The sequence below is a fragment of the Pseudomonas sp. 2,4-D genome (assembly GCF_030418155.1).
In the GTDB taxonomy this organism is placed as follows: Bacteria; Pseudomonadota; Gammaproteobacteria; order Pseudomonadales; family Pseudomonadaceae; genus Aquipseudomonas; species Aquipseudomonas alloputida.
Map to the genome: position 1 here is coordinate 49,383 of NZ_JAUHUI010000009.1, position 19,148 is coordinate 68,530.

15 protein-coding genes and 1 tRNA gene are annotated in these 19,148 nt (G+C 62.3%); 4 read left to right on the plus strand and 12 right to left on the minus strand.

What is annotated here, in order from left to right; genetic code table 11:
* Positions 1–266 precede the first annotated feature (266 nt).
* From QYE47_RS09260 to bglX, 4 genes are all read right to left on the minus strand, one after another.
* Positions 267–1,586: an MFS transporter gene (locus QYE47_RS09260; RefSeq protein WP_003251986.1), complete on the minus strand. Its 1,320-nt coding sequence runs from the start codon at positions 1,584–1,586 to the stop codon at positions 267–269.
* Between the two features lie 253 nt (positions 1,587–1,839).
* Positions 1,840–3,174, minus strand: coding sequence for a sigma-54 dependent transcriptional regulator (locus QYE47_RS09265; RefSeq protein WP_070384321.1), 1,335 nt, complete (start codon positions 3,172–3,174; stop codon positions 1,840–1,842).
* Positions 3,168–4,925 carry an ATP-binding protein gene (locus QYE47_RS09270; RefSeq protein ID WP_070384320.1) on the minus strand — a complete coding sequence of 586 codons (1,758 nt, stop codon included), beginning with the start codon at positions 4,923–4,925 and terminating at the stop codon, positions 3,168–3,170. The genes QYE47_RS09265 and QYE47_RS09270 overlap by 7 nt, the downstream gene beginning before the upstream one ends.
* Before the next feature lie 131 nt (positions 4,926–5,056).
* Complete coding sequence (bglX, locus tag QYE47_RS09275; protein WP_070384319.1) at positions 5,057–7,348, minus strand: beta-glucosidase BglX; 2,292 nt, start codon at positions 7,346–7,348, stop codon at positions 5,057–5,059.
* Between the two features lie 186 nt (positions 7,349–7,534).
* Between bglX and QYE47_RS09280 the strand changes: the two genes are divergently transcribed.
* Positions 7,535–8,152, plus strand: coding sequence for a TPM domain-containing protein (locus QYE47_RS09280; RefSeq protein ID WP_014592236.1), 618 nt, complete (start codon positions 7,535–7,537; stop codon positions 8,150–8,152).
* 166 nt (positions 8,153–8,318) lie between these two features.
* Positions 8,319–9,533: an SAM-dependent methyltransferase gene (locus tag QYE47_RS09285; RefSeq protein WP_019437039.1), complete on the plus strand. Its 1,215-nt coding sequence runs from the start codon at positions 8,319–8,321 to the stop codon at positions 9,531–9,533.
* Positions 9,534–9,566: 33 nt separating this feature from the next.
* Here QYE47_RS09285 and QYE47_RS09290 read toward each other — a convergent pair whose 3' ends face one another.
* The 7 genes from QYE47_RS09290 to QYE47_RS09320 all read right to left on the minus strand — a co-directional run bounded on the left by QYE47_RS09290 (position 9,567) and on the right by QYE47_RS09320 (position 16,500).
* Positions 9,567–10,577 (minus strand): DUF4917 family protein, encoded by a 1,011-nt coding sequence (locus QYE47_RS09290; protein WP_070384318.1) that lies wholly within the window; start codon positions 10,575–10,577, stop codon positions 9,567–9,569.
* Between the two features lie 204 nt (positions 10,578–10,781).
* A complete protein-coding gene (locus QYE47_RS09295) occupies positions 10,782–12,488 on the minus strand; it encodes a SulP family inorganic anion transporter (RefSeq protein WP_014592233.1) in 1,707 nt (568 codons plus the stop codon).
* 209 nt (positions 12,489–12,697) lie between these two features.
* Positions 12,698–12,771, minus strand: a tRNA-Gly gene (locus QYE47_RS09300).
* Between the two features lie 111 nt (positions 12,772–12,882).
* Positions 12,883–13,770 (minus strand): (R)-3-hydroxydecanoyl-ACP:CoA transacylase, encoded by an 888-nt coding sequence (gene phaG / locus QYE47_RS09305; protein ID WP_070384317.1) that lies wholly within the window; start codon positions 13,768–13,770, stop codon positions 12,883–12,885.
* Between the two features lie 342 nt (positions 13,771–14,112).
* Positions 14,113–14,805: a pseudouridine synthase gene (locus QYE47_RS09310; protein WP_070384316.1), complete on the minus strand. Its 693-nt coding sequence runs from the start codon at positions 14,803–14,805 to the stop codon at positions 14,113–14,115.
* Between the two features lie 8 nt (positions 14,806–14,813).
* Positions 14,814–15,026 carry a cysteine-rich CWC family protein gene (locus QYE47_RS09315; protein ID WP_003252007.1) on the minus strand — a complete coding sequence of 71 codons (213 nt, stop codon included), beginning with the start codon at positions 15,024–15,026 and terminating at the stop codon, positions 14,814–14,816.
* Positions 15,019–16,500 carry a diguanylate cyclase gene (locus QYE47_RS09320; protein WP_014592230.1) on the minus strand — a complete coding sequence of 494 codons (1,482 nt, stop codon included), beginning with the start codon at positions 16,498–16,500 and terminating at the stop codon, positions 15,019–15,021. The genes QYE47_RS09315 and QYE47_RS09320 overlap by 8 nt, the downstream gene beginning before the upstream one ends.
* Positions 16,501–16,712: 212 nt before the next feature.
* Between QYE47_RS09320 and QYE47_RS09325 the strand changes: the two genes are divergently transcribed.
* Complete coding sequence (locus tag QYE47_RS09325; protein WP_014592229.1) at positions 16,713–17,162, plus strand: hypothetical protein; 450 nt, start codon at positions 16,713–16,715, stop codon at positions 17,160–17,162.
* A gap of 44 nt (positions 17,163–17,206) precedes the next feature.
* Here QYE47_RS09325 and QYE47_RS09330 read toward each other — a convergent pair whose 3' ends face one another.
* Positions 17,207–18,313, minus strand: coding sequence for an enoyl-CoA hydratase/isomerase family protein (locus QYE47_RS09330; RefSeq protein WP_014592228.1), 1,107 nt, complete (start codon positions 18,311–18,313; stop codon positions 17,207–17,209).
* A 126-nt stretch (positions 18,314–18,439) separates the two neighbouring features.
* Between QYE47_RS09330 and ung the strand changes: the two genes are divergently transcribed.
* The gene (gene ung / locus QYE47_RS09335) at positions 18,440–19,132 is read left to right on the plus strand and encodes a uracil-DNA glycosylase (protein ID WP_014592227.1); all 693 of its coding nucleotides are present in this window, start codon (positions 18,440–18,442) and stop codon (positions 19,130–19,132) included.
* The last annotated feature ends 16 nt before the right edge of the window (positions 19,133–19,148 follow it).

The following is a 19,148-nucleotide window of genomic DNA, read 5'->3' on the forward strand; positions in this document are numbered from 1 at the left end:
CTATGGGTTTAATCCTACGCCGAATAATTTGATTAAAAAGCGCAAAAAACAGTGGCTAATAATCTATTTGTTCGATGTATTTGGGCGCCTATGTCGTCCTTCAGGTCGCAAGGCTGGCTTGGGAGCGTTCGTACGGGCGCTAGCGTTCTGCCAGCCATTGCAGCTTGATAAGGTGGAATTAATAGGGCGTTAAGAAGGAAAGTTCTGAATGAAAAAGGGGCGCTCCATGCAATGGAGCGCCCCCTTTTAGTACTGCCAGGCCAGCGTTACTCAGTGGTAATCCGCGAGTGCTGCTTGGTGTCTTTCATGGTCGCGTAAACCAGCAGCGAGCAGGCGATACAGGCGGTGACGTACCAGTAGAAGCCGCTCTCCATCCCAGCGCTCTTGAACCAAAGGGCCACGTATTCGGCGGTGCCACCGAAGATCGACACCGTCAGGGCATACGGCAGGCCCACGCCCAGGGCGCGAATCTCGGTAGGGAACAGCTCGGCTTTGACCACGGCGTTGATCGAGGTATAGCCGCTTACGATGATCAGTGCGGCCATGATCAGGAAGAATGCACCCCACCAGGTCTGGATGGTGTGCAGGGTGCTGAGGATGGGGACGGTGAACAGGGTGCCGAGCACGCCGAAGGCGATCAGGATCGGACGGCGGCCGATCTTGTCGGACAGACCACCGATCACCGGCTGCAGGCACATGAACAGGAACAGCGTGGCGGCCGAGATGGTGGTCGAGTCACTGATGCTCATGCCCACGGTGTTGACCAGGTATTTCTGCATGTAGGTGGTGTAGGTGTAGAAGGCCAGGGTGCCGCCCATGGTCAGGCCGACGACGGTCATCAACTCCTTGGGGTGACGCAGCAGGGTGCGCATCAGGCTTTCCTTGGCCTTTTCCTTCTTGGTGAACGAGGCGGTTTCTTCCATGCCGCGACGCAGGTACAGGGCCACCACGGCGCACAGCGCACCGATCACGAACGGCACGCGCCAGCCCCAGGCGTACAATTGCTCGGTGGTCAGGGTCTGTTGCAGGACGATCAGTACCGCCAGGGCGATGAGCTGGCCAGAGATCAGGGTCACGTACTGGAAGCTGGAGAAGAAACCACGGCGCTCCTTGCTGGCCATCTCGCTGAGGTAGGTGGCCGAGGTGCCGTATTCACCACCCACCGACAGGCCCTGCAGCAGGCGCGCGATGACCAGCAGGACAGGTGCGGCGACGCCGATGGTTTCATAACCTGGGGTCAGGGCGATGACCAGCGAGCCTGCGCACATGAGCAATACCGACGCCATCAGCGCGGCCTTGCGGCCCTTGCGGTCGGCGTACAGGCCCATCAGCCAGCCACCGATCGGGCGCATCAGGAAGCCCACGGCGAAGATCGCAGCGGTATTGAGCAGTTGTGCGGTGGAGTCGCCGGCGGGGAAGAAGGCCTTGGCGAAGTACAGCGAGAATGCGGCGTAGACGTACCAGTCGTACCATTCGACCATGTTGCCGATGGACCCGCTGAAAATCGACTTCAGGCGGCTGGCGGTGGTTTTTTCTGCGGCAGGCGCGGTGGCCGCCCCGGCGGGCAGGGAGGTGGCGTTATCCATGAGGGATACCTTCTCGTTGTTTTTGTGGAGCGCGCCGTGGCGCAGCTTGCCAAGGCAATTGCAGAAGGTGTGCCAAATGGGTGCGGGCTGATTCATTTGAGGGCATCAAATAGCCCGAGCCGGCACAGTAGTGGGTGTTGCGCCGCCCTTTGCAGGAGCGGGCTTGACCGCGAAGGGCTGCAAAGCAGTCCAAAACCTCGATGTTATGAGCGGTTTTTTGCCTACCAGGTCTTGGTCATAAGCGGATTTCCGCTCATGCCTGCCCAATAAAGTCCTCGCGCACCAGCCCATGCCGTTGCATCTTTTCGTTAAGGGTGCGCCGCGGCAGTTGCAATGCCTCCATCACCGACTTGATCTCGCCCCCATACTGACGCAAGGCCGCGCGCAGGCATTGCGCCTCGAATGCTTCCATCTGCTCGCCCAGCGACTGCCCGGCAGGTGCCACCTCGATGTTTGGCGAACCTAGGCCCAGCGCATGCCGCTCCGCCGCATTGGCCAGCTCACGCACGTTGCCAGGCCAGTCATGTGACAGCAGCTGCGCCAGCTGTGCAGCCGATAGCGGCGGGGCGGTGCGACCAAGCTTTTCACCTGCAGCACGGGCAAAGTGTTCGAACAGCAGCGGAATGTCCTCCCGCCGCTCGCGCAGCGGTGCCAGGCGCAATTCGGCCACGTTCAGGCGGTAGGCCAGGTCTTCGCGGAAGCGCCCGGCACGAGCCTCCTCGAGCAGGTCGGGCTTGGTCGCAGCAATGATGCGCAGGTCGACGCTGATGCTCTGGTTGGCCCCCAGGCGCTCCAGCTTCTGCTCCTGTATCACCCGCAACAGCTTGGCCTGTTGGGCCAGTGGCATGCTCTCGATTTCGTCGAGGAACACGGTGCCACCGTTGGCATATTCCAGCTTGCCGATTCGTTTACCCTGGGCGCCCGTGAAGGCGCCGCTCTCATGGCCGAACAGTTCGGCCTCGAACAACGACTCGGGGATGGCTGCGCAGTTAAGGGCTACAAAGGGCTTGGCGGCACGGGGGCCAAAGTCGTGCAGGCAGCGGGCCACCCGCTCCTTGCCACTGCCGGTTTCACCGCGGATCAGCACGTTCACCGGCAGGCCGGCCAGGTCCAGCACTTGCCGGCGCAGCTGTTGCAGGCCCTGGGACATGCCCAGCAGCGTGACTTCCAGGCGTGACTTGAGGTCGGCCTGCTCGTGGAGCCGGCGGTTCTCAAGCACCAGCTGGCGCTTTTCCAGGGCGCGGCGCAGGCTGCCCAGCAAGTCTTGCGGCGTGAAGGGTTTTTCCAGGAAGTCATAGGCCCCCAATCGCATGGCTTCTACGGCCATCGGTACATCACCGTGACCGGTTAGCAGAATCACGGGCAGGTCGGGGTCGTTCGCCTGCAGGCGTTCGAGCAATTGCAGGCCATCCATGCCCGGCATACGCACATCGCTGATGATCACCCCAGGGAAGTGCTGTGGCAGCTGTGCCAGGCACGCTTCGGCGCGAGCGAACAACTGCACGCTGAAGCCAGACAGGCTCAGCCATTGCTCGACAGCAGTGCGGATACTGGCTTCATCATCGACGACGATCACCGAATTCAACATACAGGCTCCAGGTCACGGGGCAGGGTAAGGCTCAGACGCGCGCCGCCAGGCAGGTTTTCGGCCCGCAGCTGGCCGCCGGCCTCGTGGACGATGCCGTAGGAAATGGCCAGGCCCAGCCCTAGCCCTTCCCCCACCGGTTTGGTGGTGAAGAATGGGTCGAAGACCTTGGCCAGATCGGCTTCGGCAATGCCGCCGCCCGAGTCGAGCACACTCAGGCGCCATAGCTCCCCGTCGGGTTCGATGCGGATTTCCAGGCGTTTGTAACGCTTGTCGAGCATGGCGTCGAGTGCATTGTGCAGTAGGTTTATCAGCACCTGCTCCAGGCGGATGGCATCGCCGCGTACCCAGGCCGGACGTGCCAGGTACAGAGCCACTTCCACTTCTTCGTTGCGAAGTCGCGCTTCCAGCAGGTGCAAGGCCTGGTCGACCACGGTTGCCAGGTCAAGGCGTTCGCGCAGGCCCATCGGGCTGTTGCGGGCAAAGGTTTTCAGGTGGCTGGTAAGTGCTGCCATACGCGTGAGCATTTGTTCCAGTGGCTCCAGCGCTTGCCGCGCTTCGTCATGGCGACCATGGTCAAGCAGCAGGCGCAGGGTTTCCAGCTGCATACGTTGGGTGGTCAGCGGTTGGTTGATTTCGTGGGCCATGGCCGCTGACATCTGCCCGAGTGCGGCCAGCTTGGCTGATTGCACCAAGCCTTCCTGGGCAGTGCGCAGCTCGCGGGTGCGCTCCTCGACCTGGCGTTCGAGTTCTTGCCGGCTGCGCTGGCGCAGGCGTGCCAGGCGCAGGCGTTGGCTGACGAAAAGGGCGGCGAACACCAGGCTCAGCCAGACGGCGGCGGCGCCAAGCGCGGCATTACGGCCGTCGGCAGCGACCTGCGGTTTGCGCAGCAGGTGCAAGGTCCAGTTTTCGCCTTCCAGCGGCAGGCTTTCCCACAGGTACTCGGTACTACCCTCGGGGCCTTGCACGCGGCTTAGGGTGCTGTAGGGGGCAAACCGCGTCAGCACCTGATGGTGTAGCGGCACCAGCGGTTGCTTGTCGTACTGACGGGTTTCGGCCAGCTCCGCACGGTCGGCGCCACTGAGCGGCTGAAGTTCGCGGTAACGCCAGCCATCCTGGTTTGCGATGAAAGTGATGCCTCGGGCGTCGCTGACCAGCAGGATATCGTTGCCCTGTCGCCATTCGCGTTCCAGCTCGGGGAACTCCAGCTTCACCACCATGGCGCCAAGGAATCGGCCGTGCTCGTCGTTCACCGCGCTGGCGAGGAAGTAGCCCGGCACGCCACTGGTCACGCCCACGGCATAGAAGCGGCCACTGCCCTGGCTGCGGGTTTGCTTGAAGTAGGGGCGGAAACCGTAGTTGGAACCGACGTAGCTACTGGGCAGCCGCCAGTTGCTGGCGGCAATGGCCAGCCCGGTGCGGTCGAGCAGCTCGAGGGTGGAGGAATTGGCGGCGCCATTGATGCGTTCGAGCTTGAGGTTCAGGGCGTTCTGAACCTTTTCGTCGATAGGGCCGCGCAAGGCTGTAATCAGCTCCGGGTCCAGCGCCAGCACGGCGGGGAGGGCACGGTAGCGATCGATCAGGGTGTGCAGTGCGTTGGCGTACAGGCCCAGTTGCTGGCTGGCACGCTTGGCGTCGTCTTCCATGGCCTGGCGCTTGGCCTGGTGCATGGCCCATCCGGCGCTGAGTGCGGTACCCAGCACGATCAGCAGGGTGATCAGCCCCAGACGCAGGGCGCGAAAGGAAAAGGGCATCGGGGGCGGATCCGGTGGTGGGATATCGGGGCCGGCCTCTTCACAGGTAAACCCGCGCCTACAGGTACTCTGCAGCACCTGTAGGCGCGGGTTTTATCCGCGAAGAGGCCGGAACAGGCGGCCTATTTCAGTCAAAGCAATTCAAAACTCTGCTGATGCACCGCCTGGGAATCCAGCCCTACCTGGACATTGAACTCCCCTGGTTCGGCAACCCGCTGCAACTGGCCATTGTAGAACTTCAGGTCGTCCTCGCTGATGCGGAAGGTCAACGTGCGGGTTTCACCCGGTTCAAGCATCAGCTTCTGGAAGTTTTTCAGCTCTTTCACTGGTCGGCTCATCGACGCCGAAACATCCTGCAGGTACAGCTGCACCACCGTCTCGCCTGCAACCTTGCCGGTGTTCTTGACCGTTACCTTGGCATCCAGCGTATCGCCGCGCTTGAGAGCCTTGCTCGACAGGTTCAGGCCGGACAGCTCGAAGCTGCTGTAGCTCAAGCCATAGCCGAACGGGTAAAGCGGCCCGTTGGGTTCTTCGAAGTATTGCGAGGTGTAGTTGCCCGGCTTGCCCGGCGTGAACGGCCGGCCGATGCGCGTGTGGTTGTAGTACATCGGGATCTGCCCCACCGACCGTGGGAAGGTAATGGCCAGCTTGCCGGAGGGGTTGTAGTCGCCAAACAGCACGTCGGCGATGGCATTGCCGCCTTCGGTGCCGGCGAACCAGGTTTCCAGGATGGCGTCGGCCTGCTCGCGCTCCCAGCTGATGGATAGCGGCCGGCCGTTCATCAGCACCAGCACCAGCGGTTTGCCGGTGGCCTTGAGCGCCTTGATCAGCTCGCGCTGGCTGGCCGGGATCTCCAGGGTGGTGCGGCTCGACGACTCGTGGGACATGCCGCGGGACTCGCCGACCACTGCTACCACGACGTCGGATTGCTTCGCCGCCTTGACTGCTTCATCGATCATCACCGCAGGCGGGCGTGGGTCGTCGACGATTTCCGGGGCATCGAAGTTGAGGAAGTTCAGGTAATCGAAGATCGCCTTGTCGCCCGTGACGTTGGAGCCTTTGGCGTAGACCAGCTTGGCCTTGCCTTCCACGGCGCGGCGCAAGCCTTCGCGCACGGTCACCGAGTGAACGGGCTTACCGTCGGCGGCCCAACTGCCCATCATGTCGATCGGGGCATCGGCCAGCGGGCCGACCAAGGCAATGGTGCCGGCCTTTTTCAGCGGCAGGGTCTGGTTGCGGTTTTCCAGCAGCACCAGGCTGCGGCGTGCCACGTCACGCGCAGCTTCGCGGTGCAGGCGGTCGTTGCCGTAGTAGTCCTTCAGGTCGGTTTCGGCCTTGCCGATGCGCACGTACGGGTCCTTGAACAGGCCCATGTCGTACTTGGCACCCAGCACTTCACGCACCGCCTGGTCCAGTTCGCGCTGGGTCACCTCGCCGGACTTCAGCAGGCCCGGCAGCTCTTCGCCGTACAGGGTATCGTTCATGCTCATGTCGATGCCGGCCTTGATCGCCAGCTTGGCGGCTTCACGGCCGTCCCGGGCGACGCCGTGGCGAATCAGCTCCTGGATGGCACCGTGGTCGCTGATGGTCACGCCCTTGAAGCCCCACTCCTTGCGCAGCAGGTCGTTCATCAGCCAGGTGTTGGAGGTGGCCGGTACGCCGTTGATCGAGTTCAGCGCCACCATCACGCCACCGGCCCCCGCATCGAGCGCGGCGCGATAGGGTGGCAGATAGTCGTTGTACATTTTCGGCAGGCTCATATCGACCGTGTTGTAGTCGCGCCCACCTTCCACGGCGCCATACAAGGCGAAATGCTTGACGATGGCCATGATGCTGTCGGGGTTGGCCGGGCTGCTGCCCTGGAACGAGCGCACCATTACCTGGCCGATTTTCGAAGTCAGGTAGGTGTCTTCGCCGAAACCTTCGCTGGTGCGGCCCCAGCGCGGGTCACGGGCGATATCCACCATTGGCGCGAACGTCATGTCCAGGGCGTCGGCCGAGGCTTCGATCGCGGCGGTGCGGCCGACCTTGGCGACGGCCTCCATGTCCCAGGTAGCGGCCATACCCAGGCCGATCGGGAAGATGGTGCGCTCGCCGTGGACGGTGTCGTAGGCGAAGAACATCGGGATCTTCAGGCGGCTGCGCATGGCCGCGTCCTGCATCGGCCGGTTTTCGGGGGCAGTGCGGGAGTTGAAGGTGCCACCGATACGGCCGGCGGCGATTTCCTCGCGGATCTTGTCGCGGGGCATTTCCGGGCCGATGCTGATCAGGCGCAACTGGCCGATTTTCTCGGCTTCGGTCATCTGGCTGATCAGATGCTCGATGAATGCCTGCTTGTCCTGCAGGGGCGGGGCGGTGGGGGCGGCGAGGGCCGCCTGACTGGCAAGGCCCATGGCCAGGCCCAGCAAAGACAGTTTCATCATCAATTCCGTTTTGGGGCCTCTGCCGTATCCACGGTGATACGTGCGCGACCGAAGTTTTCAGGCGGCTATTGTTGTACGATTTGCAGGCAATTCTTCCAGCGGCGGATTATGCCTGAATATGTCGCCTGCGGATGAAGCCCCGAATGCCGGGATAACAACTATAAGAACGCTCAAGAGACCGACGGCATGACCCCCTTCGACGAATACCATCAGCGGCAGATTGCCGAAGCCATTGCCTGTGCCGAACGGCGTACCGATGCCGAACTGGTGACGGTGCTTGCCCGTCGTGCCGACGATTATGCGTATTGGCCGTTGTTGTGGGCCGCCGTGCTGGCACTGACCGTGCCCGGTCTGTTGCACTGGCTGCTGGCTTGGCCCAGCGTGCGTGGCGTGCTGATGGGCAACGTGCTGCTGTTCGTCGTTTTGTGCCTGCTGCTGCGCAACCCGCGCCTGGCCGACTGGCTGATCCCCCGTACCTTGCGCCGCTGGCGTGCTTCGCGCCTGGCCCAGCAGCAGTTTCGCGAGCAGAACCTGCAGCGCACAGCAGGCGCCACGGGCGTGCTGATTTTCGTCAGCGAGGCAGAGCAGCATGTGGAGATCCTGGTCGATCGGGGTATCGAACACTGCCTGGATGCCGAAGCCCGCGCGGCCATCGGTGCCCGCTTGGCCGAACAGGTGCGCCAGGGCCGCACCTTGCAGGGCTTTGTCGAGTGCATCGAAGCGTGTGGCGAGCTGCTTAGCCAGCACGTGCCGCCAACCCATGCACGCAACGAGTTGCCCAACCGCTTGGTGATTCTCGACTGAAGGCGCGCCCAGCCTTGCTGGATTCCCTGTAGGAGCGGGCTTGCCCGCGAATCAGGCGATACGGCGTCTGCCACCGGCTTTGCCGGTGTTCGCGGGCAAGCCTGCTCCCACAGGGTGCCTGCGGCACGTTAGAATAGGCGTTCCGCTACCCAAGGCCCCCTTTTTCATGTCCGCCAGTACTTCTGCCTCTTGCGCGCCGGATGCGCGCGCTCAGTTTCTCGACCTGCTGAACGCCGCCCTGCACGGCGAAACCCTGGTCAAGCTGGTGCTGGCGCGCCATGTCGGTGCCGACCAGACCTTGCAACGGATCATTGCCAAGCCGCTGCAGGTCAAGGGCCAGCCGTGCCTGTCGCTGGTCTACCGCCACCAGACCCGCGACATCACCCGCAACCTGCCGCTGGATCAGGCCCAGGTGCTGGTTGCCGAACTGCTGCCGGACAGCTTCCGCAATGCTCATTTGTTCGATGCTGACGGCGAAGTGCAGTTGACCTTCAGCAAGAAGGGCAAACCGATGCTCCAGCGCCACGGTGCCCAGGCACCGCGCGTGGCCGATGCGGGCAGCGGGCATGACCGCGAGAAGAAGCGTTATCTGGAGCTGTCGCGGCCGTTTCTGCGCGACCTCGGTGTGACCGACGCACAAGGCGCACTGATCCCGTCCATGTCACGCAAGTGGAAGCAGATCAACAAATTCATCGAGGTTTTTGATCACGCCCTGGCCAATGCACCTGTGTCGCCGGAACAGGCGCTGCGGGTGGCCGACTTCGGTTCGGGCAAGGGCTACCTGACCTTTGCCATGCATGACTACTTGCGCAACAGTTTGGGCCGTGACGCACAGGTGACCGGCGTGGAGCTGCGCCAGGACATGGTCGACCTGTGCAACGCCGCGGCCGCACGCCTCGACCACCCGGGCCTGGAGTTCCAGTGTGGTGATGTGCGCAGCGTGGTGCCTGAGGCCATCGAGGTGATGATCGCCTTGCATGCCTGTGATATCGCCACTGACTACGCCATCCATACCGGCATCCGCTGCAACGCCGCGATCATCATGTGCTCGCCGTGCTGCCACAAGCAGATCCGCCCGCAACTGCACAGCCCGGGGTTGCTGCAGCCCATGCTGCAGTATGGCCTGCACCTGGGCCAGCAGGCCGAGATGCTGACCGACAGCCTGCGTGCGCTGTACCTGGAAGCCTGTGGCTATGAAACCAAGGTGTTCGAGTTCATCTCGCTGGAGCACACCAACAAGAACAAGATGATTCTTGCGGTGAAGCGGCGGCAGGCGGGGGATAACGGGGCGTTGCTGGAGAAGATTGCCCAGCTCAAAGCGTTCTACGGGGTGCAGGAGCATTGCCTGGAAACGTTGTTGCGCGCGGATGGGTTGCTCTGACGCCACCCACCGGCACGCCTGCCGGGCACTCTGTCAGCGCCGAGCAGGGGGCACTTCGATAGCCAATGCTGCCTGCCCCAACGGATGGGTGCTGGCATCGAAGAAATGCAGCACCGTCCCCGGCAAATCCCCGAAACGATCTGCAAAATGCTGCTTCTGATTGATCACCGACGCCTCGCCCAGCGGCCGAATGGCGATGGATAGCTGTTGCGGATGGGCTTGGCGAACAGCGTCGAGCAGGTGCCGGTCACTGCTGTCCAGATGCTGCCCGAACAGGCATATCCCTTGGCTCTCCTGCGCCAGCTGCCCCAGGCACCAGCTCAGATAGTCCGAGTTGCGGATCGCGCGCAGTTTCTCGTCGCTGCGGTCTTCGTTGACGAACAGCGGGACTTCACCCGGGATATTCACCGCAAACCCATCGAGCAGTTCGGCGCTTTCAGCGCTGCGCTGGCGGGTGGTGCCGTCGGGCAGCTTGAGCAGGTGCAGGCCGCCATGCAGGTGCAGCACCCGGGTACCTTCGCTGCCGGTGCGTCGCACGTCGAAATAGCCTTGTTCGTCGAACAGTTCGGCGAAGCCATTCGAGGCGTGCTGCACGGCCCATGGCAGCACCAGGTCGTAGTTGCTGGTGTAGACGCTTCGATAGCCGCGCAGGGCCTGATTGAGGGTTGCCAGGGTGGCCGGCGGCATCAATGGCCAGGGCAGATGCACCGTGCGCACGGCGTGAATCAATGCTTCCTTGATCGAGTAGTAGCGGTTCAGCGGCGCGGTGGAGTTGATCGCCAGTGCGGCATTGGTACGCACGGTGGTGTTGAGGGCGCTGAGCACCGGCTCGAACAGTTCCGTGGCCAAGGACCTGAACAGTGCCTGGTCACTGACCGCCAGGCCTTTCTTGCGGCCTGCGCGTTGCGCCTGCTCGAACAACGAGAAGTAGCCGAACGGCTTCCATACTGCGCGGCTTGCGCCGTTGCCCAGCAGCAGGGCGTCGCAGGGATGGCGGGCGGCGAGTTCTGGCCAGGGGGTAAGGGTGGCATCAAGTGCGGGCATGCTGGATCCGTTGGGTGGTGCGGGGAACGGGGCGACTTTAGCATGTCATGCAAGGTGTGCGAGGGTTGGTGTCAAGGTGATGGTTTTGTGCTGCCTGTGCTGGCCCTTTCGCGGGTAAACCCGCTCCTACAAGTCCCTGTAGGAGCGGGTTTACCCGCGAAAGGGCCAGCACAGGCGCAGCACGTTGAACAGGATGAAAGCCGCTCAACCCTGTTCTGTCACTTGCACGCTGCGGTTTTGGTTGCGCCACACGCGGTACGCACGAATCCCTGCGCGTACCGAGCCGAATAGCAGTTTTTCTTCCATGTCCCGCGCCATTCCCGAGCGCACCAGCATGCGCAGGAAAGTGCCACGGGCGCGGGCGATGGCGAAGAGGATGCCTTGAGCCGCCAGGGTGTCGCGCACTTCGCGCAGGGCGGCGATGCCGCTGACATCGATGGTGGTTACCGCTTCGGCATCGAACAGCACGGCTTTAGGCTGGTCCTGGCTTTGCACGGCTTCAAGCAGGCGCATCTTGAAGTAGTCGGCATTGAAGAACAGGATGGCGTCGTCGAAGCGGTACACCACCAGGCCAGGCACGGTGCGAGCGTCTTTGAACTTGCGGATGTCCACCTGGCCTTCGGTGCCCGGCAGCCAGCCCAGTACGGCATCGGTGGGCTGGTAGATGCTGTAAAGCAGGCGCAGGATCGCCAGGGTCACGGCAAACACGATGCCGGGCAGCACACCCAGGCCCAGTACGCCCGCCGTGGTCAGCAGGCACAGCCAGAACTCGAAGCGGCTTAGACGCCGGATATGCCCCAGCGATTTGATGTCGATCAGCCCCCAGCCCGCCATCAGCAGCACGGCGCCCAGCGCAGCCTGCGGGATCCAGGCCATGGGCGCGGTGAAGAACAGCAGGATCAGGGCGATCACCAGTGCCGCGATGATGCCCACCAGCTGGCTTTTGCCACCGACCATGTCGTTGACTGCAGTGCGCGAGTCGGCACCGCTGATGGCAAAGCCCTGGGAAACCCCGGCCGCCAGGTTGCTCACGCCCAGGGCGACGAATTCGTGGTTGGCGTTGATCGCATAGCCATGCCGGGCGGCAAAGCTGCGTGCGGTAAGCATGGCGCTGCAGAAGCTGACGGTGGCGATACCCAGGGCGTCGCGCAGCAGGCTCTTCATTTCCGCCAGGTTGCTGTGTGGCCAAGCCAGTTGCGGGATGCCTGAAGGTACCGGCCCAAGGACGGCGACGCCGAAGCGGTCAAGGCCGAACAGGCCAACAAGCAGCATGAACAGCGCCACTACCGTGAGGGCTGCGGGCAGGCGCGGGTAGCGCCGTGGCAGCCAGATGAGCAGGCCCAGGGCGGCCAGGCCGATGATCAATGTGACCCAGTGAGTTTCCCCCAGGCGCTGGACGAAGTTGATCAGGCTGAGGATGAAACCGTCGCCCTCGATCTTGAAGCCCACCACCTTGGACAGCTGCCCGGCGATCAGGCTCAGGCCGATACCGTTGAGGTAGCCGATCAGGATCGGCCGCGAGAAGAAGCTGGCGATGAAACCGGCCCGCGCCAGGCCCGCGGCAATCAGCATCACGCCGACCAGCACGGTGACGATCACCGACAGTTCGACGATGCGCTGCGGGTCGCCCATGGCCAGCGGTGCCACGGCACCGGCGATCATCGCGCAAGTGGCGGCGTCGGGGCCGACCATCAGCTGGCGCGAGCTACCGATCAGCGCATAGACCATCATCGGTAGCACGCAGGCGTACAGGCCATATTGCGGCGGCAGCCCGATGATCTGCGCGTAGGCAATGGCAATGGGAATCTGGATCGCGGCTACCGACAGGCCAGCTTGCAGGTCGGCGTGGAACCATTCGCGGCGGTAATGCAGCAGGTTGGCAAGACCTGGTAGCCAGCGGGAGAGAAACATGCGTAGTCCTTTCGAATTGTTTCACGAATCCATTGAGCATATCCGCCACAAGCCGTTTCGCTTGCGCACGCAAAAACCCGATGCGCATTGAAGCGGATCGGTGGGTAAATGGCCATGGGCCAGGTCAAGGCAGGTGAAAAACGAAAAAAGGAGCCTAGGCTCCTTTTGACTGCGATGACGTTGCTGGAACGCCATGCGGGACTGCGATGTGGAGCGGGTAGAGGGAATCGAACCCTCAACTAAAGCTTGGGAAGCTTTCGTTTTGCCACTAAACTATACCCGCATCTGAGCTCGACTTTTTACCAGAACCTTCAGCGAATTAGAAGCCCAAGTTATAAAAAAGCTTGTCGGCGCCCCGTGGCCTGCGGGTATTGGCTACAAGGCGCCGAGCCGCTCAGATGGCAAATGCATGCTGCCCCTGCTGCACGGGTTGGTAACGTTGGCGGGGTTCACGCACGGTTGGCTTGAGGAAGCCCAGCATGACATTGCGGGTGTTCTCGCAGGCGGTCTTGTTCTCCATGTCCAGGAAGTGGCCCGCATCGCGGATCACGCTGAACTGGCTTCTGCCCACATGCTTGCTGAACTGCCGCGCATCCTCGACTGTGGTGTACTCGTCGCGCTCGCCGTTGATGAACAGCACCGGGATGTTGATATTGCGCGCGCCTTGCAGCGCACGTTCCAGGTCGTGCTCCAGCACCTGGTTGATGTGGAAGTGCATCTGTGCGTACTCGTGGCTGTCCAGGCTGCTCACATGGCGGTAGTTGAAGCGTTTGAACAGCGACGGCAAGTGCTTGCCGATGGTGTCATTGACCAGGTTGCCGACCTGATAACGGTCGCAGGCGGCCAGGTACTGGCAGCCACGGTCCAGATAGTCGCGCATCGGCTCGTTGATCACTGGCGAGAACGAACTCACCACCGCCTTCTTCACGTACCGCGGCTGGTGCGCCAGCGCCAGCAGCGTGCTTGCGCCACCCCACGAAAAAGACAGCACGTGGTCTGCCTGGAAGTGCTCGATCAGCTCAAGGAGGATATGCGCCTCGGTCTCCTTGCTGATCAGCCGTTCCTGACGGTTGTGCGGCTTGGACTTGCCTGAATAAGGCTGGTCGAACAGAACCACGTTGAACTGTGGGTACAGGTTACGTACCGTTTGGGCGAACGAGGCCGTGGTGGCCAGCGAGCCGTTGATCAGGATGATCGTGTTTTCGGCCGCATCCGCGCGATAGAACTCCGTGTAAACCCGATACTGACCTTGGATATCAAGTACAGCGATTTCTGGCCTCATGTCATCGACTCCTGGCGCAAAAAGGGTATTCGCGTCACCTAGGGTGCACGTTCTTTATGACAGGTAGGCATTTGCCTGAAGATAATCCGGGGCCCTGTGTCGATCCTTGGCACTTGCGTCGACGGTATTGTTTTTGGCGGGCAATTTGCCGTGCCCCAAGGCATCAAGGCTTTGGGTGGCCGGCAAAAAGTGTCATTGATTGCAGGTGTGACTTGGTAGTCACATGCAGACTGACGATTTGGATTCAAGCAGTGGGTTGGGGATCGCGCAAGTGCCGTTCGGTAAGTAATGTGACTTTTGTCGCTGAGCGGTCGTGTGACGACGTGGGCTGTCTGTCACGGCCTAGACAGTGGCTATCTCATTGGCCGTCAGTTCACGATACTCCCCCGGCGCCAACCCCGGATCCAGCCGGATCGCCCCCATGCTCTCCCGATGCAGCCCGATCACCTTGTTGTTGAAATGCCCGAACATGCGCTTGACCTGGTGGTAACGCCCCTCGACGATCGCCAGCCGGGCTCGGTGGGGGCCGAGGATGTCCAGCTGGGCAGGTTGGGTGGTGAGGTCTTCGAAGGCAAAATAGAAACCCTCGCGAAACTTGGCCACATAGTGCTCGCCAATCTCGTCCTCTGTGTCCACCAGATAATGCTTGGGCAGCTTGGTGGCAGGCTGGGTCAGGCGCCGTGACCACTGGCCATCGTTGGTCAGGATCATCAGGCCGGTCGTGTTGAAATCCAGGCGCCCGGCTATGTGCAGGTCATCTCGCAACGCCGCTGGCAGCAGGTCGAGAACGGTACGGTGTTGCGGATCGTGGGTGGCGCTTACGCAGCCAGTGGGCTTGTACAGCATCAGGTAGCGGGCCGGGCGGCCGGCCTGCAGCAGTTGCTCGTCCAGCTCTACGCGGCTGAATTCACGCACGTCGGTCAGCGGGTCGCTGACTACCTGGCCATCCACTCGCACGCGGCGTTGCGCCAGCATCAGGCGGACGTGCTGGCGGTTGTAACTGGGTAGGTTGGAGAGGAAACGGTCAAGGCGCATGGCAACGATCAGTGGGCAGCGGATGGACGGAGCTGTTCTTCAACGGCGGCGCAGCGCGGGCACAGACAGGCCTTGTTACGCAGCTCGTCGGGCAGGGCCTGGAGCACGGCCGGGTCGATGGTCACGCTGTAGCACCAACACGCCTGGGTGGCACGGCGTGGGTCGGCCAGGCTGCATTGGTTGAGGGCACCGCAAGCGGGGCAGTGTTGCTTGTCATTCATGGCGGGTTTCACTGCAGACACGGTTGCGGCCAGCCTGCTTGGCACGATAAAGCGCGCGGTCGGCGCGGGTCAGCAGGGCGTGCAGGGTATCCCCCGGTTGCAGGCTGCTCAGGCCGATGCTGGTGGTCAGCCGCAGCGGCTGGTTGTCGTAACTGAAGGTCAGCTGCTCGGTGCGTCGGCGGATCTTTTCCGCCACCTCGATGGCCTGGCGGCCTTCAGCTTCGCGCAGCAGCACGATGAATTCCTCACCGCCCCAGCGGCACAGTATATCTGACTGACGCAGGCTGCCTTGCAGCACATTGGCGAATTGGCGTAGCACTTCGTCACCTGCCAGGTGGCCGTGGTTGTCGTTCAGCGCCTTGAAGTGGTCCAGATCGATCAGCAAGGCCACCATAGGGCTACTGTCGCGCCGGGCTTCTCGCAGCGCCTGGGCGGCGAGCAGGTCGAAGCTGCGCCGGTTGTGCAAGCCGGTGAGGCTGTCGAGCGTGGCCAAGGCTTCGGTGCTGGCCTGGTGGCGGCGGACCATGGCATGCACCAGTGCCAGCACCACCAGGGTGATCATCGTACAGATCGCCAGGTTCAGGTACAGCGCGTGGCGAATGCGGTCGAGGACGCCGGTTTCGCGTTTGTCCACCAACAGGTACCAGTCCAGTTCGGGCAGGTGGCGAACGTTGAGAAAGTGGCTGTGGTTTTCGCTGTCATGGTACTCATGGCTGCCTTCGCCTGGCACCAGTTGCTCGGCCAGCATGGCCTTCAGCTCAGGGTTGTCCTTAAGTGACTGGCCGACTTGCAAGCCATGCGGGCCACCCTCGGAGCCGGTCAGCAGCACCTTGCCCTTGGCATCCGTGAATAGCACCGCGCGCTGGTAGCGGCGTTGGTACTGATCAATCAGCTTGACCACCGAAGATACGCTCAGCCCTACGCCTGCCGCGCCGATGAAGCGCTGCTGGTAGTCGTGCACCTGGTAGTTGATGAACACGGTCAGGCTGTCCTGGTTGGCCATGTCCAGATCGACGTTGATCTCATAAGGGGCCTTGAGTTCACGCAGACGGAAATACCAGGCATCACGCCAGGTGCCCGGTTCGACGTGCTTGAGCACGCCCTTGGCCTGGTAGTAGGTCAGCGTGCGATCGGACACGAAAAAGGACGTGAAGATGTCCTGCTTGCCCAGGACCTCACTCAGGTAGCGGGTCATGCGTTGGGTATCCTGTTCGCCGGACAGCACCCAGTCGCGCAGGAAGGTGTCCTGGGCCATCATCGAGGCAATCAGCACCGGGCGGATCAGGTCTTTCTGGATTTCCGAGTAGACAGTGTCGGAGGTCAGCGGCAATTCGGTATTGATGATGCCGTCGCGGATGGCGCTGCGCGAGGAGAAGTAGCTTAGCAGCGAGGTGGCCAGGAAGCCGCAGGCCAGTAACACGAGCAGGGTAACGATCAGCGAGCGTTGCGAGAACAGAGCGGAACGTAAGGGCATGATCTTCCCGTGATGTGTGCCAAGCCGCTTATTCTAGTGAGATGGCCGGCAAATGACTGCAAGTTTTTCAGGGTGATTTCACCTGTATCAAGTTATTGCAGAAATGGCACTGTACCTGCACGCCGCTGTCTTAGTCAGTGTCGATTGACGCATCTCGTATCGACGCTCGCCAGCGCCGCTGTTCGGGCACTCCAGCGGTCCAGGAGGCCGCCATGTCCTATCGAATCCTGTTGATCACCCTGCTGGGGCTGATGACTTCGGCCTGCGCCCCGTACCATGAGCGCGGGGGCTATTACCGTTCGGACTACTACTCCACCGACCGCTATGTGGCACCGGGGTATTACCGCTATGACCGTTACTATGTGGCGCCTGCACCGCGCTACTACTATCAGCCTGCTCCCCGTTACTACAATCGGTCGGCCCCTGTGCCCCATTACCGGCCCTATTCACAGCCGCGGATGAACCAGTGGCATGGCAACCCGCGCTATGACTACGGCAATCGCCAGCGGCAAGATTACCGGCAGGACCGGGATCGTCATGACTATCGCAATGACAGCAAGCGTTACCGGCAGGGCGACCGGCACTCCAATCGGCAGGTTGACGACCGCGGGCGTTGGGACGGGCGACGCGGGCAGGAGCGAGGAGGAAACTGGCAGCGCTAGCTGAGCGGAGGCGGGGGCTGAAAAGCAGCCCCCGGATCAGCAGGCTAACCCACATCCGCCAATGGGTGCCGCCCTTCCCACGCCTTGGCAAAATGCGCCTCGACTACCGCCGCCGGCACTTGCGCCACATCAGGCCAGTGCCAGCGCGGCTGGTTGTCTTTGTCCAGCAGGCGAGCGCGCACGCCTTCACTGAATTCAGGGTGGCGGCAACAGTTCAGGCTCATGCTGTATTCCATCTGGAACACTTGCGCCAACGACAGGTACCGCGCCCGGCGGATCTGCTCCCAGACCAGATGCGCCGTCAGCGGGCAACCCTCATGCAGACGGTGGCCGGCATCTGCCAGCAATGGGTCGTCATGCTGCTTGAGCCTTTCCAGCGCGCGCCAGGCTGAAGCCGCATCAGCCACGTCGAGTAACTGATCGATCTCATGCCGTCGTGGCAGCCACTGGGCATCAGGCAGCTCGGCGCAGGCACGATGCTGCTCGGCCTTGAGCAAGCTGTTCAGTTGTATGGCGGTCTGCTCCTGCCAGTTGAGTTGCACCAACTCCTCGATCAAGGCCTCTTGCTGGTGCTCGCCCAGAAAACGGTCAGCCAGGCCCAGGTCAAGGGCATCGCGGGCATTGATCGGCGCACCTGTCAGGCCGAAGAACAAACCCAGCTTGCCCGGCAGCCGGGCCAGGAACCAACTGGCGCCTACGTCAGGGTACAGGCCGATGCTGATTTCCGGCATGGCCAGCCGGCTGCTGGGTGTGACGATACGTACATTGGCGCCTTGCAGCAGCCCCATGCCGCCACCCAGCACATGCCCATGGCCCCAGCACAACAACGGTTTGGGGTAGGTGTGAAGGGCAAAGTCCAGGCGGTATTCGGCGGCGAAGAAGGAGGCCGCCAGCGGTGGGACACTGCCGGGGTGGTCGCGGCAGGCTTGCGCCAGCGCACGGACATCGCCGCCTGCGCAAAAGGCTTTTGCCCCGTTGCCGCGCAGCAGCACGCAGACGATACCCGGGTCGCGGGCCCAGGCATGCAGTTGTTCGCCCAGCACCTCGATCATTGGCAGGTTCAGGGCATTGAGCGCCTTGGGCGCATCCAGGGTGGCGATGCCGATGCGGGCGCCATCGACGCCGGTGAGTACCTCGCAGTGAATGGTCATGGACTACCTCTCGCAAGTCATCGCTCAAGTATGGCTTGCCTGGCCGATCATGCCGGTCGTCGGTCGGATCGTTTGACAAGCGCGAAGGGCTTACCTAGTGTCGCGCCATTGTTTATGGAAGGCCCCATGACTGACGACGATCGCATCAAACTCGAACCCAGCTGGAAGGCCGCATTGCGCGGTGAATTCGACCAGCCTTACATGCACCAGCTGCGCGAGTTCCTGCGTGGCGAGTACGCTGCCGGCAAGGAGATCTACCCGCCAGGGCCGCTGATCTTCAATGCGCTCAATTCGACACCGCTGGGCCAGGTGAAGGTGGTCATCCTCGGTCAGGACCCGTACCACGGGCCGGGCCAGGCACATGGCTTGTGCTTCTCGGTGCAACCGGGCGTGGCCACGCCGCCGTCGCTGGTCAATATCTACAAGGAGCTGCAGCGCGACCTGAACATCCCGATCCCCAGCCACGGCTACCTCCAAAGCTGGGCAGAACAAGGCGTTCTGTTGCTCAACACGACCATGACCGTCGAGCGCGCCAATGCCGCGTCGCATGCCAAGAAAGGCTGGGAATTGTTTACCGACAGGATTATCCAGGTGGTCAGTGAGCAATGCCCGAACGTGGTATTCCTGCTATGGGGGGCGCATGCACAGAGCAAGCAGAAGCTGATCGACGGTACCAAGCATCTGGTTTTGAAGTCGGTCCATCCTTCGCCGCTGTCGGCGTATCGCGGGTTCATCGGTTGCGGGCATTTCAGCCGTGCCAACAGCTTCCTCGAGCAGCGGGGGCTCGGGCCCATCGACTGGACACTGCCCCCGCTGTGAGAAACCGCGGTGGGGT

Excerpts from the sequence above, each read along its gene's own strand:
- ung (WP_014592227.1), top strand. The coding sequence starts at position 18,440 with ATGACTGACGACGATCGCATCAAACTCGAACCCAGCTGGAAGGCCGCA.
- QYE47_RS09285 (WP_019437039.1), top strand. The coding sequence starts at position 8,319 with ATGTCCGCCAGTACTTCTGCCTCTTGCGCGCCGGATGCGCGCGCTCAG.
- QYE47_RS09295 (WP_014592233.1), bottom strand. The coding sequence starts at position 12,488 with ATGTTTCTCTCCCGCTGGCTACCAGGTCTTGCCAACCTGCTGCATTAC.
- QYE47_RS09330 (WP_014592228.1), bottom strand. The coding sequence starts at position 18,313 with ATGACCATTCACTGCGAGGTACTCACCGGCGTCGATGGCGCCCGCATC.
- QYE47_RS09325 (WP_014592229.1), top strand. The coding sequence starts at position 16,713 with ATGTCCTATCGAATCCTGTTGATCACCCTGCTGGGGCTGATGACTTCG.
- QYE47_RS09270 (WP_070384320.1), bottom strand. The coding sequence starts at position 4,925 with ATGCCCTTTTCCTTTCGCGCCCTGCGTCTGGGGCTGATCACCCTGCTG.
- QYE47_RS09265 (WP_070384321.1), bottom strand. The coding sequence starts at position 3,174 with ATGTTGAATTCGGTGATCGTCGTCGATGATGAAGCCAGTATCCGCACT.
- QYE47_RS09320 (WP_014592230.1), bottom strand. The coding sequence starts at position 16,500 with ATGCCCTTACGTTCCGCTCTGTTCTCGCAACGCTCGCTGATCGTTACC.
- QYE47_RS09280 (WP_014592236.1), top strand. The coding sequence starts at position 7,535 with ATGACCCCCTTCGACGAATACCATCAGCGGCAGATTGCCGAAGCCATT.
- QYE47_RS09260 (WP_003251986.1), bottom strand. The coding sequence starts at position 1,586 with ATGGATAACGCCACCTCCCTGCCCGCCGGGGCGGCCACCGCGCCTGCC.
- QYE47_RS09310 (WP_070384316.1), bottom strand. The coding sequence starts at position 14,805 with ATGCGCCTTGACCGTTTCCTCTCCAACCTACCCAGTTACAACCGCCAG.
- QYE47_RS09290 (WP_070384318.1), bottom strand. The coding sequence starts at position 10,577 with ATGCCCGCACTTGATGCCACCCTTACCCCCTGGCCAGAACTCGCCGCC.
- QYE47_RS09315 (WP_003252007.1), bottom strand. The coding sequence starts at position 15,026 with ATGAATGACAAGCAACACTGCCCCGCTTGCGGTGCCCTCAACCAATGC.
- phaG (WP_070384317.1), bottom strand. The coding sequence starts at position 13,770 with ATGAGGCCAGAAATCGCTGTACTTGATATCCAAGGTCAGTATCGGGTT.
- bglX (WP_070384319.1), bottom strand. The coding sequence starts at position 7,348 with ATGATGAAACTGTCTTTGCTGGGCCTGGCCATGGGCCTTGCCAGTCAG.